12 protein-coding genes are annotated in these 16,738 nt (G+C 64.3%); 5 read left to right on the top strand and 7 right to left on the bottom strand.

What is annotated here, in order from left to right:
* From AAF184_20135 to AAF184_20115, 5 genes are all read right to left on the bottom strand, one after another.
* Positions 1 to 449 (bottom strand): hypothetical protein (locus AAF184_20135; protein ID MEO0424657.1); only part of this gene is annotated, 449 nt, incomplete at its 3' end.
* Between the two features lie 222 nt (positions 450 to 671).
* Positions 672 to 1,259 (bottom strand): hypothetical protein, encoded by a 588-nt coding sequence (locus AAF184_20130; GenBank protein MEO0424656.1) that lies wholly within the window; start codon positions 1,257 to 1,259, stop codon positions 672 to 674.
* 24 nt (positions 1,260 to 1,283) lie between these two features.
* Positions 1,284 to 3,002, bottom strand: a complete 1,719-nt coding sequence (locus AAF184_20125) for a serine hydrolase (GenBank protein MEO0424655.1) — start codon at positions 3,000 to 3,002, stop codon at positions 1,284 to 1,286.
* Between the two features lie 9 nt (positions 3,003 to 3,011).
* Positions 3,012 to 3,659, bottom strand: coding sequence for a GntR family transcriptional regulator (locus tag AAF184_20120; GenBank protein MEO0424654.1), 648 nt, complete (start codon positions 3,657 to 3,659; stop codon positions 3,012 to 3,014).
* Positions 3,660 to 3,834: 175 nt separating this feature from the next.
* A complete protein-coding gene (locus AAF184_20115; protein MEO0424653.1) occupies positions 3,835 to 4,440 on the bottom strand; it encodes a YfbM family protein in 606 nt (201 codons plus the stop codon).
* 416 nt (positions 4,441 to 4,856) lie between these two features.
* Here AAF184_20115 and AAF184_20110 point away from each other — a divergent pair, with 416 nt between their 5' ends.
* Positions 4,857 to 7,043, top strand: coding sequence for a M3 family metallopeptidase (locus tag AAF184_20110; protein ID MEO0424652.1), 2,187 nt, complete (start codon positions 4,857 to 4,859; stop codon positions 7,041 to 7,043).
* A gap of 50 nt (positions 7,044 to 7,093) precedes the next feature.
* Here the strand turns inward: AAF184_20110 and AAF184_20105 are convergent, their stop codons facing one another.
* Positions 7,094 to 7,894 (bottom strand): HupE/UreJ family protein, encoded by an 801-nt coding sequence (locus tag AAF184_20105; GenBank protein ID MEO0424651.1) that lies wholly within the window; start codon positions 7,892 to 7,894, stop codon positions 7,094 to 7,096.
* 198 nt (positions 7,895 to 8,092) lie between these two features.
* On the opposite strand from AAF184_20105, the gene AAF184_20100 reads away from it, so the two are divergent.
* The 3 genes from AAF184_20100 (at position 8,093) to AAF184_20090 (ending at position 14,094) form a co-directional block, all read left to right on the top strand.
* The gene (locus AAF184_20100) at positions 8,093 to 10,141 is read left to right on the top strand and encodes a S9 family peptidase (protein ID MEO0424650.1); all 2,049 of its coding nucleotides are present in this window, start codon (positions 8,093 to 8,095) and stop codon (positions 10,139 to 10,141) included.
* 100 nt (positions 10,142 to 10,241) lie between these two features.
* Positions 10,242 to 12,776 carry a leucine--tRNA ligase gene (gene leuS, locus AAF184_20095; GenBank protein MEO0424649.1) on the top strand — a complete coding sequence of 845 codons (2,535 nt, stop codon included), beginning with the start codon at positions 10,242 to 10,244 and terminating at the stop codon, positions 12,774 to 12,776.
* Positions 12,777 to 12,792: 16 nt separating this feature from the next.
* Positions 12,793 to 14,094: a dipeptidase gene (locus AAF184_20090; GenBank protein ID MEO0424648.1), complete on the top strand. Its 1,302-nt coding sequence runs from the start codon at positions 12,793 to 12,795 to the stop codon at positions 14,092 to 14,094.
* A gap of 14 nt (positions 14,095 to 14,108) precedes the next feature.
* On the opposite strand, the gene AAF184_20085 is transcribed toward AAF184_20090, so the two are convergent.
* Complete coding sequence (locus AAF184_20085; protein MEO0424647.1) at positions 14,109 to 14,711, bottom strand: DUF1016 domain-containing protein; 603 nt, start codon at positions 14,709 to 14,711, stop codon at positions 14,109 to 14,111.
* Positions 14,712 to 15,206: 495 nt separating this feature from the next.
* On the opposite strand from AAF184_20085, the gene AAF184_20080 reads away from it, so the two are divergent.
* Positions 15,207 to 16,649 (top strand): hypothetical protein, encoded by a 1,443-nt coding sequence (locus AAF184_20080; protein MEO0424646.1) that lies wholly within the window; start codon positions 15,207 to 15,209, stop codon positions 16,647 to 16,649.
* The last annotated feature ends 89 nt before the right edge of the window (positions 16,650 to 16,738 follow it).

The raw sequence follows: 16,738 nt of genomic DNA, 5'->3' as shown, positions 1-16,738 counted from the left end.
GTCACGATCAACCCCAGCAGCGCGCAGCCGAGCAGGAAGCCCGACACGGGCAGGGGAATCGAGGTCGCCCCGACCAGCACCTGGTATTGGCCACCGCTGTCGCCGGTGGCAAGGCCTGAGACCATGAAGGTGTACGTGCCCGAGGGCAGCAAGCCCGCGAAGCTGAAGGCGCCCGTCAGGACGTCGAAGCTGAACGCCACGTCGGAAGACGTCACCGTGAGGTCGCTGATCTCGAAGAACGGCGCGAAGTCGTTCGGCACCACGCTGATCGCCGTGCTCAGGGACTCAGCGAGGGTGAACGTCCAGGTGTCATCGATGGTGTCGCCGCTGAAGTAGATCAGCGAATCTCCGACGAGCTCGTCGGCGCCGATCTCACCGAGATCGACGGTAGCAGCATGGGCGAGCGCACCGAAGAAGGTGCTCAAGCTCACGGCTAAGACGGTAGTCATCCACTTGGTCACGTAAGCGTGTCCTCTAACGTTGGGCGTTCACGGGAGGGCGGCGCATCGGCCGCTTCCACAGCCCGGAAGTTAACAGAACATCGGTGACCGAAAAGCAGGGGTTTGCCTTAGATCGGGTGAAAACTTTTGTCAAACGCGGATGACAACGATCTCATCCCGACGGGTGGTCAGAGGAATGGGAACAACGGCGGCCGACAGGGCCCCGCGCCGCTAGCGCGATACGCGGCTGCCAAAGTCCGAGAAGACATCCGTATCGCGTTGCTCGCAGCGCTGGACACGATCGGCGCGAGCCGTGCCCGTGCGCGAGGTCTCCCAACAGCGTTGGAAGACGGAGCAGTAGCAGATGCGCAGATCCCAGTCCGATGCCCGCTCCGTAAAGGCGTCGATCGCTGCCACATGTGCGTCCGTCAGGGCCTCGCCCTGCCAGCGTAAGGAGAGGGCTTCGACTTGCTCGCCGGGGGCCATCGCACGACCGGCGAGGGAAGACCAGGAGTCGGACGACGGCGCTGGAAGGTCTGTCAACAGCGACTGTAGGTTAGTGATCTGAACGCCGTCTAAGGCCAGATCGACCGCCTCGATCAGGGCCGGCCCCACCCCGTTGTTGCTCACCCGCAGGCCCACCTCTACCTGGCCTTCCTTGCTGGCGACGAAGCCTTCCACCTGCAGCACGGGATACACCTCGCCGTGCTGCTGGGCCCGCATCACCCGCCCCTGATCCCAGGCGATGAACACCGCCGCCAAGGACGCGATCAGGGCGCAGCCGCCGATGAGCTTGTCCACCCCACTGCTCTCGCTCACTCAGCGCTCCTCCCGCCGCTGGCCCTATCGCGTGCTGGCACTCCGGGCGAGGAGCGCTGGAATCACGTAGTCGGGCAGGTACTCGTCACGAAACCGTCGCCAGGTGCCATAGTTACCGTAGTTGCCCGCCTGCACAACGAAGACCGCGTCGAGCTGCGGCAACACGAACGTGAGCTGCCCCCCGTTACCGGCGGCGTAGCGCGCCTCGATGCGCTGACCATCCACCTCGAAGGACTGGCGCCACCAGTTCCAACCGTAGTCGTCGGGCCCGTTGATGCTCGCGACGGCGGAGAAGGCCTCGCCAACCCAACCTTCGGGCAGCAGGCGCTCACCGTTCCACACACCATCGTTCAAGTAGAGCTGACCGAACTTCGCGAGATCGCGCGCGGTCATGTAGACGCCACCGCCCACGTACATGTCGCCCGTGGGCATGAGGTTGATGTGGTAGTGGCGAATGCCGAGGGGTTTGGCGAACTGTTGGTCGAAGAACTCCGGCAGCCAGCGCCCGGTCACGCGCGCGACCATGGTGCTCGCCAGGTTGACCCCCGCCGAGCAGTAAATGGCCTTCTCGCCGGGCGCGCGGACCATGTCGAGGTCCAGCGTGTAGCGAATCCAGTCGCGCTGCGCCTGTTGACTCTGCATGACGTCCTCGTTGCCCGGGGACTCGTAGTTGCCATCGTCGCAGTCGAGGCCGGAGGCCATGCTCATCAGATGCGCCGCGGTGATCGCGCGCTTGCGCTTGTCGCTCGCGGGGATCTCGTCACCGAACACATCAGCTAACGTGGTGCTCGGCGAGATCGCGTAACCCTGCTGGATCGCCAGGCCGACCATCGTGGAGGAGAAGGACTTGCCGGCGGAACGCGTGTCGTGGGGCACACGCGGGTCGTGGCCGAAGAAGCCCTCCTCGTACACCACCACGCCGCCCTGGGTGAGCACCATCGTGTGCACGGTTTCGCCGTACAGGTTGCCAGGATCCTGTTCGGCCACGCGCTGGGTGAGGGCCAGCAACGGATCCGGGTCGACACCGCGCGAGCGCGGAACGGCGACCAGCCAACCATCATCGAGGGCTGCGGGCGGGGTGAGCGCGATCACCGGTTGCGACCGGGGGGCGTAGCCGGGGCGAGGCGTCACCGTGCGCACGAAGGTGACGCGCTCGTCGATGTTTTCGAACTGCAGGTCCATCCGATCACCGGCGCGGGTGCCGTGCAGGGCGGGCGGGTTGTCTTCGTGGCGGAAGGCGATGGTGCCGTCGTCATGCGCCTCGATGCGCATGGCGGGCATGTTCCGGCCCATGTTGTACTCGGGATTGCGCAAGTTCGCCGCGAGGCCCGCGTCCGTGCTTTGCACGACAAGATCGAGGCGCAGGTGCACTGGGCGCGGACGCGCCATGCCGCGCCACGTGCCCTCCTCGTCAGCCGTGAGGTCGACCGGATTGGCGTAGGCCGAGCCTGACATCTCGAGGTAAGGCTGCACCCAGTAGGCGGTCGCCGCCTGCGGGTAGAGGCGCAACGTGCCCATGTCGGTCACGAACGCGACGGTGCCGTCGTCGCCTTGCTGGCCCTTGGCTTGTGTCTCCCCGATCTTGGCGACCCAGCTGCCGTCGTCGTCATGCTCGATCGCGATATCGATGCGGGCGGGCACGCCGTAGTCGAGATAGGCGCTCCAAACGCCTTCCAGGTCGTCAGCGCTCACGGCGGTGGCTACTAATGTTGCTAGCATCAGGGCAAGCAAGGTGCTCTTCACGGCGATCCTTCATGGGGCGTGTTCACCGTCGAGCCATTCACAGAGGGGGTCGAGGCTCGTGGTGAGATTGCGGTGGAGGTGGTCGCAGGCGGCATCGAGATCTCCCGCCTCGAGGGCGCGTACGACCTGTTCGTGTTCGTCGCTGGCCGTGGGCACGGCGTCGTGGCAGCGGAACCACGCGAGCTCGTAGCGCCGGGTCAGCGTCATGTGGTGTTCGATGAGATTGAGCAGGTGTTGGTTGGAACAGTGCGCGAGCAGGGCGCGGTGCCAGGCCTCGTCCGCGTCGACCACGGCGGCGACGTCCGGAAGCGCCTGGCGCAGCTGCGCATCGAGCGCCCGCAGCTGGCGCAGGACCGGCCGCGGCGGAATGCCGGCCGCGCGCAAGGCAGCGGGATCGAGGAGCGGTCGAATCGGGTAGATCTCGCGGGCCTCGCGTGAGGTCAGGGGGCGGACGAAGAAGCCGCGGCGGGGGATGACGTCGATGAGCCCCTGCCCGGCGAGGCGCGTGAGGGCCTCGCGCAGGGGGGTGCGACTGATATGCAGCTCCTCGGCCAGGTGCACCTCATTCAGGCGGTCGCCGGGCGGGAGCTGGCCGTCGACGATTCGCCCGCGAACCTCGGTTTCGAGCTCGTCGGCGATGTTGGTGCGGATCCTCATCACTGGAGATACTGTATACAGTATACAGTGAGCTGGCAATCGATCGCTTACAGGGCTACGAGCGACCCTGCGTCCTTACTTACGCACGGGTGGCGCGGCCGTTCTACCTCTGGTCCAACGGTGCCGATGGCGTGGCAGGGGCAAGGGGTTCAACGCCACGCTTCGCGAGGATAGATCAACAGAGGTAGATCACAAAGCCGATACCGTGGGTGGCGCAATGTGCGATGAACTCCTTTAGGCGATCGAACCATTCGGCGATGTAATCGAAGCCCTCGTCTCCGTCACGCACCCAGATGGTCGGGTAGATATCCAGGCGGTCCATCTCCGCCGGATGGAAGCCCTCGCGCAGGCGATCTCGATCAATCGTCGCCAGCACCTGATGCAGCTCGTGGGCCTGGGAGCTACGGTACGCACGCGCTGGGCCCCACCCTACGTCTACCTGGCCTACCAACTCGCCACCATCTATGAGGAAGTCGAGCGGTGGTTCCGCTCTTTCTTTGGTGCCGTTCAAGCAGTAGTGCAGGCCATGCCAGGCCTTGTCGATGTCGCCCTCCATCGACTCCACCGGCGATAGCTCAAAGTCCGGGATGTCGGTGATCTCGGGCGCCTTCTTTCGGCCCAACAGCCTGCCGAAGAAGCCGACCCGTTGGGCGTCGTTTGCCTCGTCTAGGTAGACCTCGGGATCGTCCGGTGCCAGGAGACGCCAAACGAGCGCAGGATCCCCCAAGAGCTTGGCGATGGTGGCATCGGAGGCAGCGTGGTAGGCGCAAGCCATTCCCATGGTCAGATTCCTCACGTGACCTATAGAGTTACGGGTACAGCCGCGCCTACGCGACCGCGCGTACAATCCTACGACGATCAGGAAACGCCAGGCCAAGATGGTGAGGGCGCAAGGCGTTGAGGAGGCGACACCTGCTGGAGCGCCCGCACTCGCGCTCTCTCGTTCCATGATCAGCTGGTTTCCCTTTGCAGTCGAGATCGACTCTTACATCCACTCACCCTGCGGTGGGTGAGCTATTGCGATATTGCACATCGTGCGACTGAATCGGCCCATGCGGCATCCCTCCCGACAGCAAGACCGCGACACCCCCGCCGCCTCTCCCGCCCAGGGGGAGACGCCACGCAACCGGTCTGCCAAGCTACGCGCCTTTAGCCACGCCCACCCAGCGCCGCTCTGCGGCTGACATGGACAGTTAAATGAAGCCAACTAGCCTCCTTTTCCCGGTCTGCCTCGCCCTTGCGCTCGCCGCCTGCAGCGGCGCAGACCCCGAGTCGTCCGCCCCCGCCGACGCCGGCGCCACGGCGCAGACCAAGGACGCCGCGCCGGACGACATCTCCGTCACGCAAGCGGAACTCGAGGGAAATCCCTTCCTGGAAGAATGGGACACGCCCTTCGGCGTTCCCCCGTTCGAGGAGATCGCCGACGAGCACTTCCTCCCCGCCTTCAAGCAGGGAATGCTGGAGCAACGCGCTGACGTGGCCGCGATTCGGGACAACCCGGACGCCCCCACCTTCGAGAACACCATCCTCGCCATGGAGCAGGTGGGCACGCTGGCACGCAAGGTCGGCCTCGTCTTCGGCCCGCTGGCCTCGACCGAACTCAACGATGAGAAGCGCAAGCTCCAGAGCATCATCTATCCGATGTGGACGCGCGAGTCGAACAAGATCGTGCTGGACGACGCCCTCTGGCAGCGCGTGCAGGCCGTCTACCAAGCCCGCGACACGCTCGACCTCGACGAGCAGGACGCACGCCTCCTCGAACTCACCCACCGCCAGTTCGTGCGCGCCGGTGCCGCCCTCGACGAGGAGACCAAGACCAAGGTGGCCGCCATCAACGAGGAGCTCTCGGGCCTGACCACCAAGTTCGGTCAAAACCTGCTCAGCTCCACCAAGGCCTTCAAGCTGCCGATCACCGACGAAGCGGACACCGCGGGCCTCTCCGAGGCCTTCAAGTCGAGCATCTGGGACGAGGACGAAGAGGCCTGGGTGGTCACCCTGGACCGCTCGGTCTACGAGACCTTCATGACCCAGTCCGAGGTGCGTGAGCTACGCGAGCAAGCCTTTGACGGCTACCGCCTGCGCGCCAGCGACGGTGACACCGACAACGGCCCCCTGGCGATCAAGATCGCCCAGCTGCGCGCCCAGCGCGCGGCGCTCCTCGGCTACGACACCCACGCCGACTATGTGCTCGAGTACAACATGGCGCGCACGCCGAAGGGCGCCGAGGACTTCCTCCTGCGCGTCTGGAAGCCGGGCCTCGAGCAGGCCAAGGTGGAGCGTGCGGACATGCAGGCGATGATCGGCGATGAGTTCGAGTTCGCCGGCCACGACTGGTGGCACTACGCGGAGAAGATCCGCAAGGCGCGCTTCGACCTCGACGAGAACGCGCTCAAGCCCTATTTCGAACTCGAAGCCGTGAAGGCCGGCGCCTTCGAACTGGCCAACCGCCTGTTCGGCATCACCTTCACCCAGATCGACGCGCCGATCTGGAACGATGGCGTCACCGCCTACGAAGTGCGTGAGGCGGACGGCTCGCATCTGGGCGTCTTCATGTTCGACATGTACGCCCGCGACTCCAAGCGCGGCGGCGCCTGGATGAACAGCTACCGCTCCGCCTCCAACATCGGCGGCAACTCGATTCGTCCGATCGTGACCAACAACCTGAACCTCACCGTGCCGCCCGTGGCCCAGCCCACGCTGCTGCGCTTCAACGAGGTGAAGACCGTGTTCCACGAGTTCGGCCACGGCCTGCACGGCATCATGACCAAGATCGACTACGCGAGCTTCTCCGGCGTCGACGGCCCCCGCGACTACACCGAGTTCCCGGCGCAGATCCTCGAGCACTGGACCTCGGAGCCCGAGATGCTGGCCCTCTACGCCAAGCACCATGAGACGGGCGAGGTGATCCCCGACAGCCTGGTCGAGCGCCTCCTCGCCGCGGCCAACCACAACCAGGGCTTCGCCACGACGGAGTTCATCGCCGCCTCCCTGCTGGACCTGCGCTGGCACATGCTCACCGCTGAGGAAGCGGCCGCCATCACCGATGCCACCGCCTTCGAGCGCAGCGTGCTGGAGGAGTACGGCCTGATCGACGAGGTCGAGCCACGCTACCGCTCCCAGTACTTCAGCCACATCTTCGCCGGCGGCTACTCGGCCGGCTACTACGCCTACCTGTGGTCGGAGATCCTCGACTCGGACGGCTTCAACGCCTTCAAGGAAGCGGAGAACATCTTCGATCCCGCCGTGGCGGGACGCCTGAAGCAGTGGGTCTACGAGGCGGGCGGCCTTCGTCCAGCCGATGAGCTGTACCGCAACTTCCGCGGCGCCGAGCCGAGCATCGAGCCGCTGCTGAATGGCCGCGGCTTCGGCACGGACGGCAACTGATCCGACGATAAGACTGGCAACGGCGGGCAGCTTGAGGGCTGCCTGCCGCCCTACGCGAAGAACGTCCTCTCGATCGCCCACCACAGGCCGATCAGACCTATAGCCAACGACCCTGGGATCACCACCCAGCGCCGATAGCGCGACTCGAACTCAGGCGATCGATCGGCGCGACGCCACGCGCTCACGAGCAACAGGGCAAGCAACACGATGCTCAGCTGCCCCAGCTCCACGCCGACGTTGAAACCGAGCAATGCTCCCCAGAACTGCCCCGGCGGCAGTCCCAGCTCACCGAAGAACCCTGCAAAGCCCAGACCGTGAAGCAGCCCGAAGGCGAACACGATCACCGGGCGCCAGCGCGGCATGTCCTCAACGAAGAGATTCTCCAGGGCCACCACGGCGATGCTCGCCGCGATCAGGGGCTCGACGATGCTCCCGCTCGGCGAGATCACCCCGGCGGCGGCGAGCCCCAAGGTCGCCGTGTGCGCCACCGTAAAGGTCGTGATCTGGACGAGTAGGGCGCGCAGGCGGGTGGAGGTCAGGAACAGCGCCAGCACGAAGAGAATGTGATCGAGCCCGCCCGGCAGGATGTGCCCAACACCGATGGAGACGTAGAGCAGGAAGGTCGACCCGGCGCTGCGGGCATTGCCTGATTCATCCAGGATCAGCTGGGTCAGCCGCGCCGTGCGCCCTTCTGCGCTGTCGAGCGCCGCCAGCTGTTCGCAAAGCGCGGGGTCGAGGCTGCCCTCCCCTGGCAGGCAGAACTCGTCCTCCGGATGGGCTAGGGCGGAGGCGCTAATAAAGGTGAGCAGAGACAGCGCCAATAAGCGCCACCGGGTGCGGTAGAGATTCATTCCAGGGAGTATCGCTGCAGCAGACTTCAGTCGTTATAGTGTAACGTTCGCGTTGCACACGGGGCTGGATGGCCCACACCCCGCATCGGCCCAGACGCACTGGCTCATCGAGGCTGCCCTCGACGACCACGCGCGGCCAAACGTCGAGTCTGCCATTTGCCAGGCTCGTGAACCGCTCAATTCAGACCAAGGTTGCCAATGTCCATTCGCGCTTTCGTCCTGCCCCTACTGCTATCCAGCTCCCTTATCGCCAGCGCCGCCGAGCCGTTCTCGGCCGAGCACCTCGTGCGCATGGACAGGGTGGGCGCCCCGGTGGTGTCGCCAAAGGGGGACCTCGTGGTCTTCACCCTGCGCTCGACAGACATGGACGCGGGCAAGGGGCGCTACGACCTATGGCTCAGCCCCCTCGAGGGCGGCGGCACCCCGCGCCAGCTCACCTCCCACGAAGCGAACGACACAGACCCCGCCTGGTCAGCGGACGGCCAGTCCGTCCTGTTCCTCTCCTCGCGCGGCGGCTCGAGCCAGGTCTGGCTGATTTCGATCAGCGGCGGTGAGGCCCAACCGCTCACCGACCTGCCCCTCGATGTGAGCACCTTCAAGCTCTCCCCCGCCGGCGACCGCCTGGTGGTCTCCCTGTCCGTCTACCTCGATTGCGAAGACCTTCAGTGCACGGTCGATCGAGACGAGGCGAAGGCGGATTCGAAGGTCAGCGCCAGCGCCTACGATCAGCTCTTCATGCGTCATTGGGATCATTGGCTGGACGACAAGCGCTCGCAGCTGTTCGCCCTCACGCTCGACGACGCGGGCGCGGTGACCGCGGGCGCCCCGGTGCGCGTGAGCACGGTGGACGCCGATGTCCCATCCCGCATCTGGGGCGGCAACGAGGAGTACACGATCTCTGCCGATAGCCAAGCGATTTTCTTCGCTGCCAGAATCCGTGACGGCAAGGAACCCACCTCCACCAACTTCGATATCTACGCGGCGCCCATGACCGGCGATGGCCCCGCGCAGAACCTCACGGCGGGCAATCAGGCCTGGGACACGATGCCCGTGCTGAGCCCCGACGGCCGACACCTGGCCTACCTGGCGATGTCGCGCCCTGGCTTCGAGGCCGACAAATACGACGTGGTCGTGCGCGACCTGAAGTCGGGCACGGCCCGTGTCCTCACCGGTGAGTGGGACCGATCCCCGTCGTCCATGGCCTTCACGCCGGACGGCGCCGCGCTGGTCATGAACGCCACGGACGTGGGCCACAAGACGCTTTGGCGCCTGAACCTCGCCGACGGCGACATCACGCGGATCAGCGAAGGCGCCTACGTCAGCGCCTTCGACCTGACGTCAGACCACATCGTCTTTGCCCAGGACAGCCTCACTGCCCCGAGCGATCTCTACGTGGCGGACGCCGAGGGCGGTGACCCGGTGCGCCTCACGCACTTCGGCCAGGAGGCCATGGCGGACCTCGCGGTGGGCGACTACGAGCAGTTCTCCTTCACCGGCGCCGGCGGCGATGAGGTCTACGTCTTCGTGGTGAAACCCGTCGACTACGAGGCGGGTAAGTCCTATCCCGTGGCCTTCCTGATCCACGGCGGCCCCCAGGGCAGCTTCGGCAACCACTGGCACTACCGATGGAATCCGCAAACCTACGCGGGTGCCGGATTCGCCGCGATCATGATCGACTTCCACGGCTCCACCGGCTACGGACAAGCCTTCACCGACAGCATCTCCGGCGACTGGGGCGGCAAACCCCTGGAAGACCTGCAGCTCGGCCTCGCCGCTGCGCTTAAGCGCTACAGCTTCCTGGATGGCGATCGGGTGTGCGCCCTCGGCGCCTCCTACGGCGGCTTTATGATCAACTGGATCGCCGGCAACTGGCCCGATCGCTTCCGCTGCCTGGTCAACCACGACGGCGTGTTCGATCACCGCTCCATGTACTACACCACCGAGGAGCTGTGGTTCCCCGAGTGGGAGAACGGCGGCCCCTACTTCGAGAAGCCGGCGGCCCACGAGAAGTTCAACCCCGCCACCCACGTCGATCGCTGGCAGACGCCCATGCTCGTGATCCACGGGGAACTCGACTACCGCGTGCCCGTCACCCAGGGCATCGGTGCCTTCACCGCCCTCCAGCGGCGCGGCATCGAGAGTCGCTTCCTCTACTTCCCCGACGAGAACCACTGGGTGCTCAAGCCCCACAACTCCGTGCGCTGGCACGACGAGGTCAACGGCTGGCTGAAGCGCTTCCTCGAGTAGCCTCGCCCGCGGGCCGGCGCGGCGGATGTGCGCGCTCATGGTGCCGTGCGATAATTCGCGGCCGTCCACCGCCCCCCGCGCGCATCACTGAGAGGCCTTCATGCGCTATACGCCCGCCGATATCGAGCCCAAGTGGCAAGCTGCCTGGGAAGCCCAGCAGCCCTTCAAGACGCCGAGCGATCCGGCAGAACTCAAGGCGCGGCCGAAGTTCTACATCCTCGACATGTTCCCCTACCCGTCCGGCGCCGGCCTCCACGTGGGCCACCCGGAGGGGTACACGGCGACAGACGTGCTCGCGCGCCTGAAGCGCATGCGCGGCTTCAATGTCCTCCATCCCATGGGCTGGGACGCCTTCGGCCTGCCCGCCGAGCGCGCCGCCGTGCGCGACAACATCCACCCGGCGATCATCACCGAGCGGAACATCAACAACTTCCGCCGCCAGATCAAGCGCCTCGGCTTCAGCTACGACTGGGAGCGCGAGGTCAACACGAGCGCCGTCGACTACTACCAGTGGACCCAGTGGATCTTCCTCAAGCTCTACGACCAGGGCCTGGCCTACCTGGCCGAGGTGCCGGTGAACTGGTGCCCCGCCCTCGGCACGGTGCTGGCCAACGAAGAGGTGAAGGACGGCAAGTACGTGGAGACCGGCGATCCCGTCGAGCGCCGCTCCATGAAGCAGTGGATGCTGAAGATCACCGCCTACGCCGAACGCCTGCTCCAGGACCTCGACGAGGTGGACTGGCCCGAAGGCGTGAAGGAGATGCAGCGCAACTGGATCGGCAAATCCCATGGTGCCGATGTGGTGTTTCAGCTGCCGGGCGATCACAGCCTCACCGTCTACACCACGCGCCCCGACACCCTGTTCGGCGCCACCTATTGCGTGCTCGCGCCGGAGCATCCGCTGGTTGACGCGTTGACCACGGCCGAGCAGAAGGCCGCCGTCGACGCCTACGTCACCGAGGCGACGCAGAAGTCTGACCTGCTGCGCACGGACCTCGCCAAGGAGAAGACCGGCGTCTTCACCGGCTCCCACGCCATCAACCCCGTGACCGGCGAGGAGATCCCCGTGTGGGTCGCCGACTACGTGCTCATGTCCTACGGCACGGGTGCCATCATGGCCGTGCCCGGCCACGATGAGCGCGACCACGAGTTTGCCCGCGCCTTCGGCCTGCCGATCCGTCGCGTGATCGAGGGCCCCGGTGACATCGAGGAAGCGGCATGGACCGGCGAAGGCAAGGCCGTGAACTCGGACTTCCTGGACGGCTTGGAAGTCGCCGAGGCCAAGACCAGGATCATCGCCTGGCTCGAGGAGCGCGGCGCCGGCACCGGCCGCGTGCAGTACCGCCTGCGCGATTGGCTCTTCTCCCGCCAGCGCTACTGGGGCGAACCGTTCCCCATCGTGCACGCGGAGGATGGCGAGGTGGTGCCCCTGGACCCCAGCCAGCTGCCCGTGGAACTGCCGCCTATCGATGAGTACCGGCCCACGGACGACGGCCAACCGCCCCTCGCCCGCGCACCTAAGGACTGGTCGGAGCTAACGCTTCCCGATGGTCGTAAGGCAACGCGCGAGACCAACACCATGCCCCAGTGGGCCGGCTCCTGTTGGTACTACCTGCGCTACCTGGATCCAAAGAACACCGAAGCGCCCTTCTCCAAGGAGGTCGCCGACTACTGGATGCCCGTCGACCTCTACGTCGGCGGCGTCGAGCACGCGGTCCTGCACCTGCTCTACGCGCGCTTCTGGCACAAGGTGCTCTACGACGTGGGCCTGGTGAGCACCAAGGAGCCGTTCCAGCGCCTGTTCAACCAGGGCATGATCCTCGCCTACAGCTTCAAGGACGCGCACGGCAAGTACTACCACCCCGATGAGGCGGAAGAACGCGACGGCGTGCCCGTGCTCAAGGCGACGGGCGAGAAACTCGACTCACAGATCGAGAAGATGTCGAAGTCGAAGCTCAACGTGGTCAACCCCGACGATGTGATCGAGCAGTACGGCGCCGATGCGATGCGCCTGTACGAGCTGTTCATGGGTCCCCTGGAACAGGTGAAGCCCTGGCAGATGACCGGCGTGGAAGGCGTGTACCGCTTCCTGCAGCGCGTGTGGCGCCTGGTCGTGGATGAGAAGGACGGCTCCTTGAGCGATAAGCTCGTGGACACGCCTGTCGAGGAGACCAGCGAGCTCAACAAAGCCCTTCACCGCACCATCAAGAAGGTGGTGGAGGACACGGAGGGCATGCGCTTCAACACGGCCATCGCTGAGATGATGACCTTCGTCAACAAGGCGACCGCCGCCAAGCAGCTGCCGAAGGCGTTGATCACCGACTTCGTGACCATCCTCGCCCCGTACGCACCCCACTTGACCGAAGAGCTGTGGGAGCGCCTCGGCGCCGACGGCCTGGTGTCGATCGCCCCCTGGCCAGCCCACGACGAGGCCCTCTGCGTCGACGACACCATCACGGTAGTGGTGCAGGTCAACGGCAAGAAGCGCGACGAGATCAACGCCCCCCGCGACGCCGACAAGGCGACGCTGGAAGCCGCTGCGCTCGCCAGCGATGGCGCCAAGCGCTCGATGGATGGGAAGACGCCGAAAAAAGTCATCGTCGTCCCCGGCCGCCTCGTCAACATCGTCGTCTAAGGATAGGTAACGCTGCATGTTCGCCACGCCCAAGATCGGCTTCGCCCTGCCCCTGCTGCTACTCGTCGGTTGCGCCGCTGAGCAAGCACCGGAGGAGGTCACGACCGCGCCCGCTGACGCCTCCGCCGCCGCGGAGACGGAGGAGCAACTCCTCGCGCGCGCGCTCGAGATCCACGATCGCGTGCTCACCGTCGACACCCATGCAGACACGCCCCTGCGCATGATCGAGCCAGGCTTCGACATGGCCGAGCGCCACGATCCCAAGGAGACGGGCTCCAAGGTCGACTACCCGCGCATGAAGGAGGGCGGCCTCGACGCCATCTTCTTCGCCGCCTTCGTGGCCCAGGACATCCGCGACGACGACGGCCACAGCCGAGCCAAAACGCTCGGTCTGCAGATGATCGACGCCGTGATCGCGTCGACCGAGGCTAACGCCGACGCCGTCGGCCTCGCCCTCGATCCCGACGATGCCTACGCCCTCGAGAAGGCAGGCAAGCGCGCCATCTACCTCGGCATCGAAAACGGCTACCCCATCGGCAACGACATCGCCAACGTCGAGCTCTTCTTCGACAAGGGCGTGCGCTACATCACCCTGGTGCACTCATCCAACAACGACCTCGCCGACTCCGCCACCGATGACAAGGGCGCCGAGCACGACGGCCTCAGCCCCTTCGGCGAGGAGGTCGTCAGGGAGATGAATCGCTTAGGTGTCATGGTGGACGTCTCCCACGCAAGCGACGCCGTGTTCTACGACGCCATCGCCACCTCGAAGGCGCCGATCATCGCCAGCCATTCCAACGCCCGCGCGGTCACCGATCACCAGCGCAACATGAGCGACGAGATGCTCAAGCTCATGGCGGAGAACGGCGGCGTCGTCCAACTCACCATGCTCTCGGATTACCTGCGCGACGCACCCGAAAACCCCGAACGCGACGCCGCGATGGCTGAACTGCGCGCCTCGATGAAGATGGCGAGCGAGATGACGCAGGAAGAACGGACCGCCCTACGCGCCAAGTTCAACGAGATCAACGAGCAGTTCCCGCAGCCGCCCGCCACGGTAAAGCACGCCGTGGACCACATCGATCACATCGTGAGCGTGACCGGCATCGACCACGTGGGCATCGGCTGTGACTTCGACGGCGGTGGCGGCATCGAGGGGGTGTTCGATGCGAGCGAGGTGATGAACATCACCATCGAACTCGTGCGTCGAGGCTACACGGAAGAGCAGATCGGCAAGATCTGGGGTGGCAACCTGATGCGGGTGTTCACCGACGTGCAGGCCGTGGCGGAGAACCTTCAGGCGGCGGCGACTTCCTGATCCATCGCCCGCAGTTATTCGTTACCGCACCGATCCAGCTGGCGAAGCTCTGCTTCAAGCTCCTCGACGTTTGGCAGAGCCTCCCGCAGCTCCCTCGGGAGCTCATAGCGAGAGATGCCCATCGGACGGTTGCTAGTGCGTAGGGCGTATTCGGCCACTACGTGCTCGTGGTCCTTGCAGAGGATCAGGCCGATCGATGACTTGTCGTCCGGGTGTCGAAGCTGGTCGTCGATGACCTCGAGGTAGAAGCCCAGCTTTCCGATGTAGTCCGGCTTGAAGCTCGTGGTCTTGAGCTCTATCGCCACGTAGCAGCGCAGCTGCAGGTGGTAGAAGAGGAGGTCGACGAAGAAGTCTCTCTCGCCCACTTGGAGATGGACCTGGCTGCCGACGAAGGCGAAGCCTTTGCCGAGCTCGAGCATGAAGTCCTTGAGCTTGTCGATCAGCGCACGCTCAAGTGAACGTTCCTTCGCGTGCCCGCCAACGTCCAGGAACTCGAGATGGTACGGATCCTTGAAGAGCTGCTCGGCGAGCTCTGAGTCTGCGTGAGGAATCGTCCGCGCCAGGTTGGAGGGTGCCCTCCCCTGTCGCTCATAGAGGCCGGTTTCGATCTGGTGCACGAGGACGCTCCGGGCCCAGCCCTGACGAATCGTCTCCCCGGCGTACCACTCGCGGGCGATCGGGTCTGTACCTTGCTCATCAGGGCGATGTTGTGGCCCCAGGGAATTTGGCCAACAGCCTGTTGGCCAATTTGGCCGTCCGGGTAGGGTTGGGCGAATTGGGCCATGTATTTGAGGTTTGAGCGCGACAAGCCGGTCATCTCTGGGAAGGCCTCCCGCAGATCGTCGCTCCGCTGCCGGATGACCTTCGCACCCCCCTTTGGCTTGCTGCCCTTCGAGAATGGCCCTCCGGATCTGCCAATCAAGCTGAATCACGTCAATGTCGCTGAGAGCTACGGGAAGTAGCCGATAGGCTTTGATATCTCTTCACGCGTCAGGCGCTTCAATGGGCAGTTGATTCCATTCACCGCCGCGCCCAAAATATGTCGCACGCACGCGGACCTCCTAACTGGGTTCGTGCTGTGGGGAATCAACAGAATCCGAAGGGAATATCTCATGCAGAAATACTCAAGTACGGGTGCGCGTCTGGTGTGTGCCGCTTTGGGCATCACTGTCGGCCCCATCGTGCTTGCTCAGGGGCTTATGATCGACGATCAACTGATTGAATGTGGAGTACTAGATCCAGAGTTCGACGGCACAACGAACATGCTGACTTACCAAAGGGTGAACGACACTCAGCCACGTAACGAGGTGATTGTGCAATGGGTGGATCGAGTAAATGACGGGGATTTGATACCGAGTCCGTTGGATATCGATTCGGACCCTGGCTTTTACACCAACACACAAGCAGGGCCGAAGTTCGCAAATGGAACTCGACTTGATCAGACTCCTGAGCTCTACCTCTCCTATACGAGGTTCGACACTTCGGTGGGTATCCGTGGCTACGATCCTACTCGTTGCACCTACCCGACCTCGCATCCGGCTCTTTGTTTTGACGATACGCTGGACTCTCGCATTCCACTGGCAGGAGCCTCCGATGGAGTGCGGTCAATCGTGTACACGTCGGAGGACGAGGGTCTTCCCTATCGAGCACAGTCCGTGTACCTGTACCTAAACCAGCAGGGAGTTCGAGAACTCCGTTGGTCGAACCTAGAAGAATGGACAGGGACGACGACGCCTGGCAGTGAGCGTAGCCGATTTCGCCCCCATATCTCCTGGGCACGACTGCACGAGCTTCGAGAGCCCGCAGGTGGCGGTAGTCTAAAGGCAGTTGCGACGGCGCCCGTTCCCTTCGCTGGAACAACGTACGACCAAGTGATTTTGATCGATACAGCTAACCCAGCCCCTAACGGTACGCCTGATGTACAGGTGACGGAGTCCGGAAACACCGAGGAAAAGTTTAACCCGTACCTGTTCTACGCGCCCGAGTTTGATGCCAACTTTGTCGCCTATCGGTCACAGGTCGGCGCGAACGCTACGTCCTCCAGTATCGTGGTGTACCGTGAGACCGCCCTTGGGAGTGGCAACTGGGAGCGCTTCCTTACGATTGATGCGGATGAGGTGGTTGACCCGAACGGTGTGGATGAGGTCACGGGAGGCCGCCCCTTCTTGCTTTCGCCAGAGACCTTTACTCGCGATCTCGGCAACGGCCAGTTCGCCACTTTCTTGATATACAGTAGCTCGGACGCCTTGATGTTCATGGGCGCTAGTGATGGGAATGTCTGGGCAACACGCCTTAGAGAAGAAGACCCTACTGGTCCGCCCCTGGGGACCCTGATGCTCAACAGCCGAGAGAGGGGGGTGGATATGGATGCTGAACGGATTCGAGCGGAACTCGAAGTATATTTCCCTGATGCCGATAACGCGAATATGCCTGCGTTTTTCTACTCCGAGGTAGTCAAGGAGAACGATGGTTGTGGTGTGCCTTCAGGTAGCATCTTGCGAGACTTCTCGTTGAGGCGGAGTACGGTCTCACCTGCAATGTTAGACGCGCTCTGACACGTGCTATGGCGACCAGAGCGCAGGCGCTCTGGTCGCCGCGTCTCCCTGGAGGACTGACACTTGATAACCATAAGAAGAACGGTTGC

This window comes from Pseudomonadota bacterium, assembly GCA_039815145.1.
In the GTDB taxonomy this organism is placed as follows: Bacteria; Pseudomonadota; Gammaproteobacteria; order Steroidobacterales; family JBCBZW01; genus JBCBZW01.
Note: the sequence above shows the minus strand (reverse complement) of the source record. Positions and strands in the feature narration are given on the sequence as shown.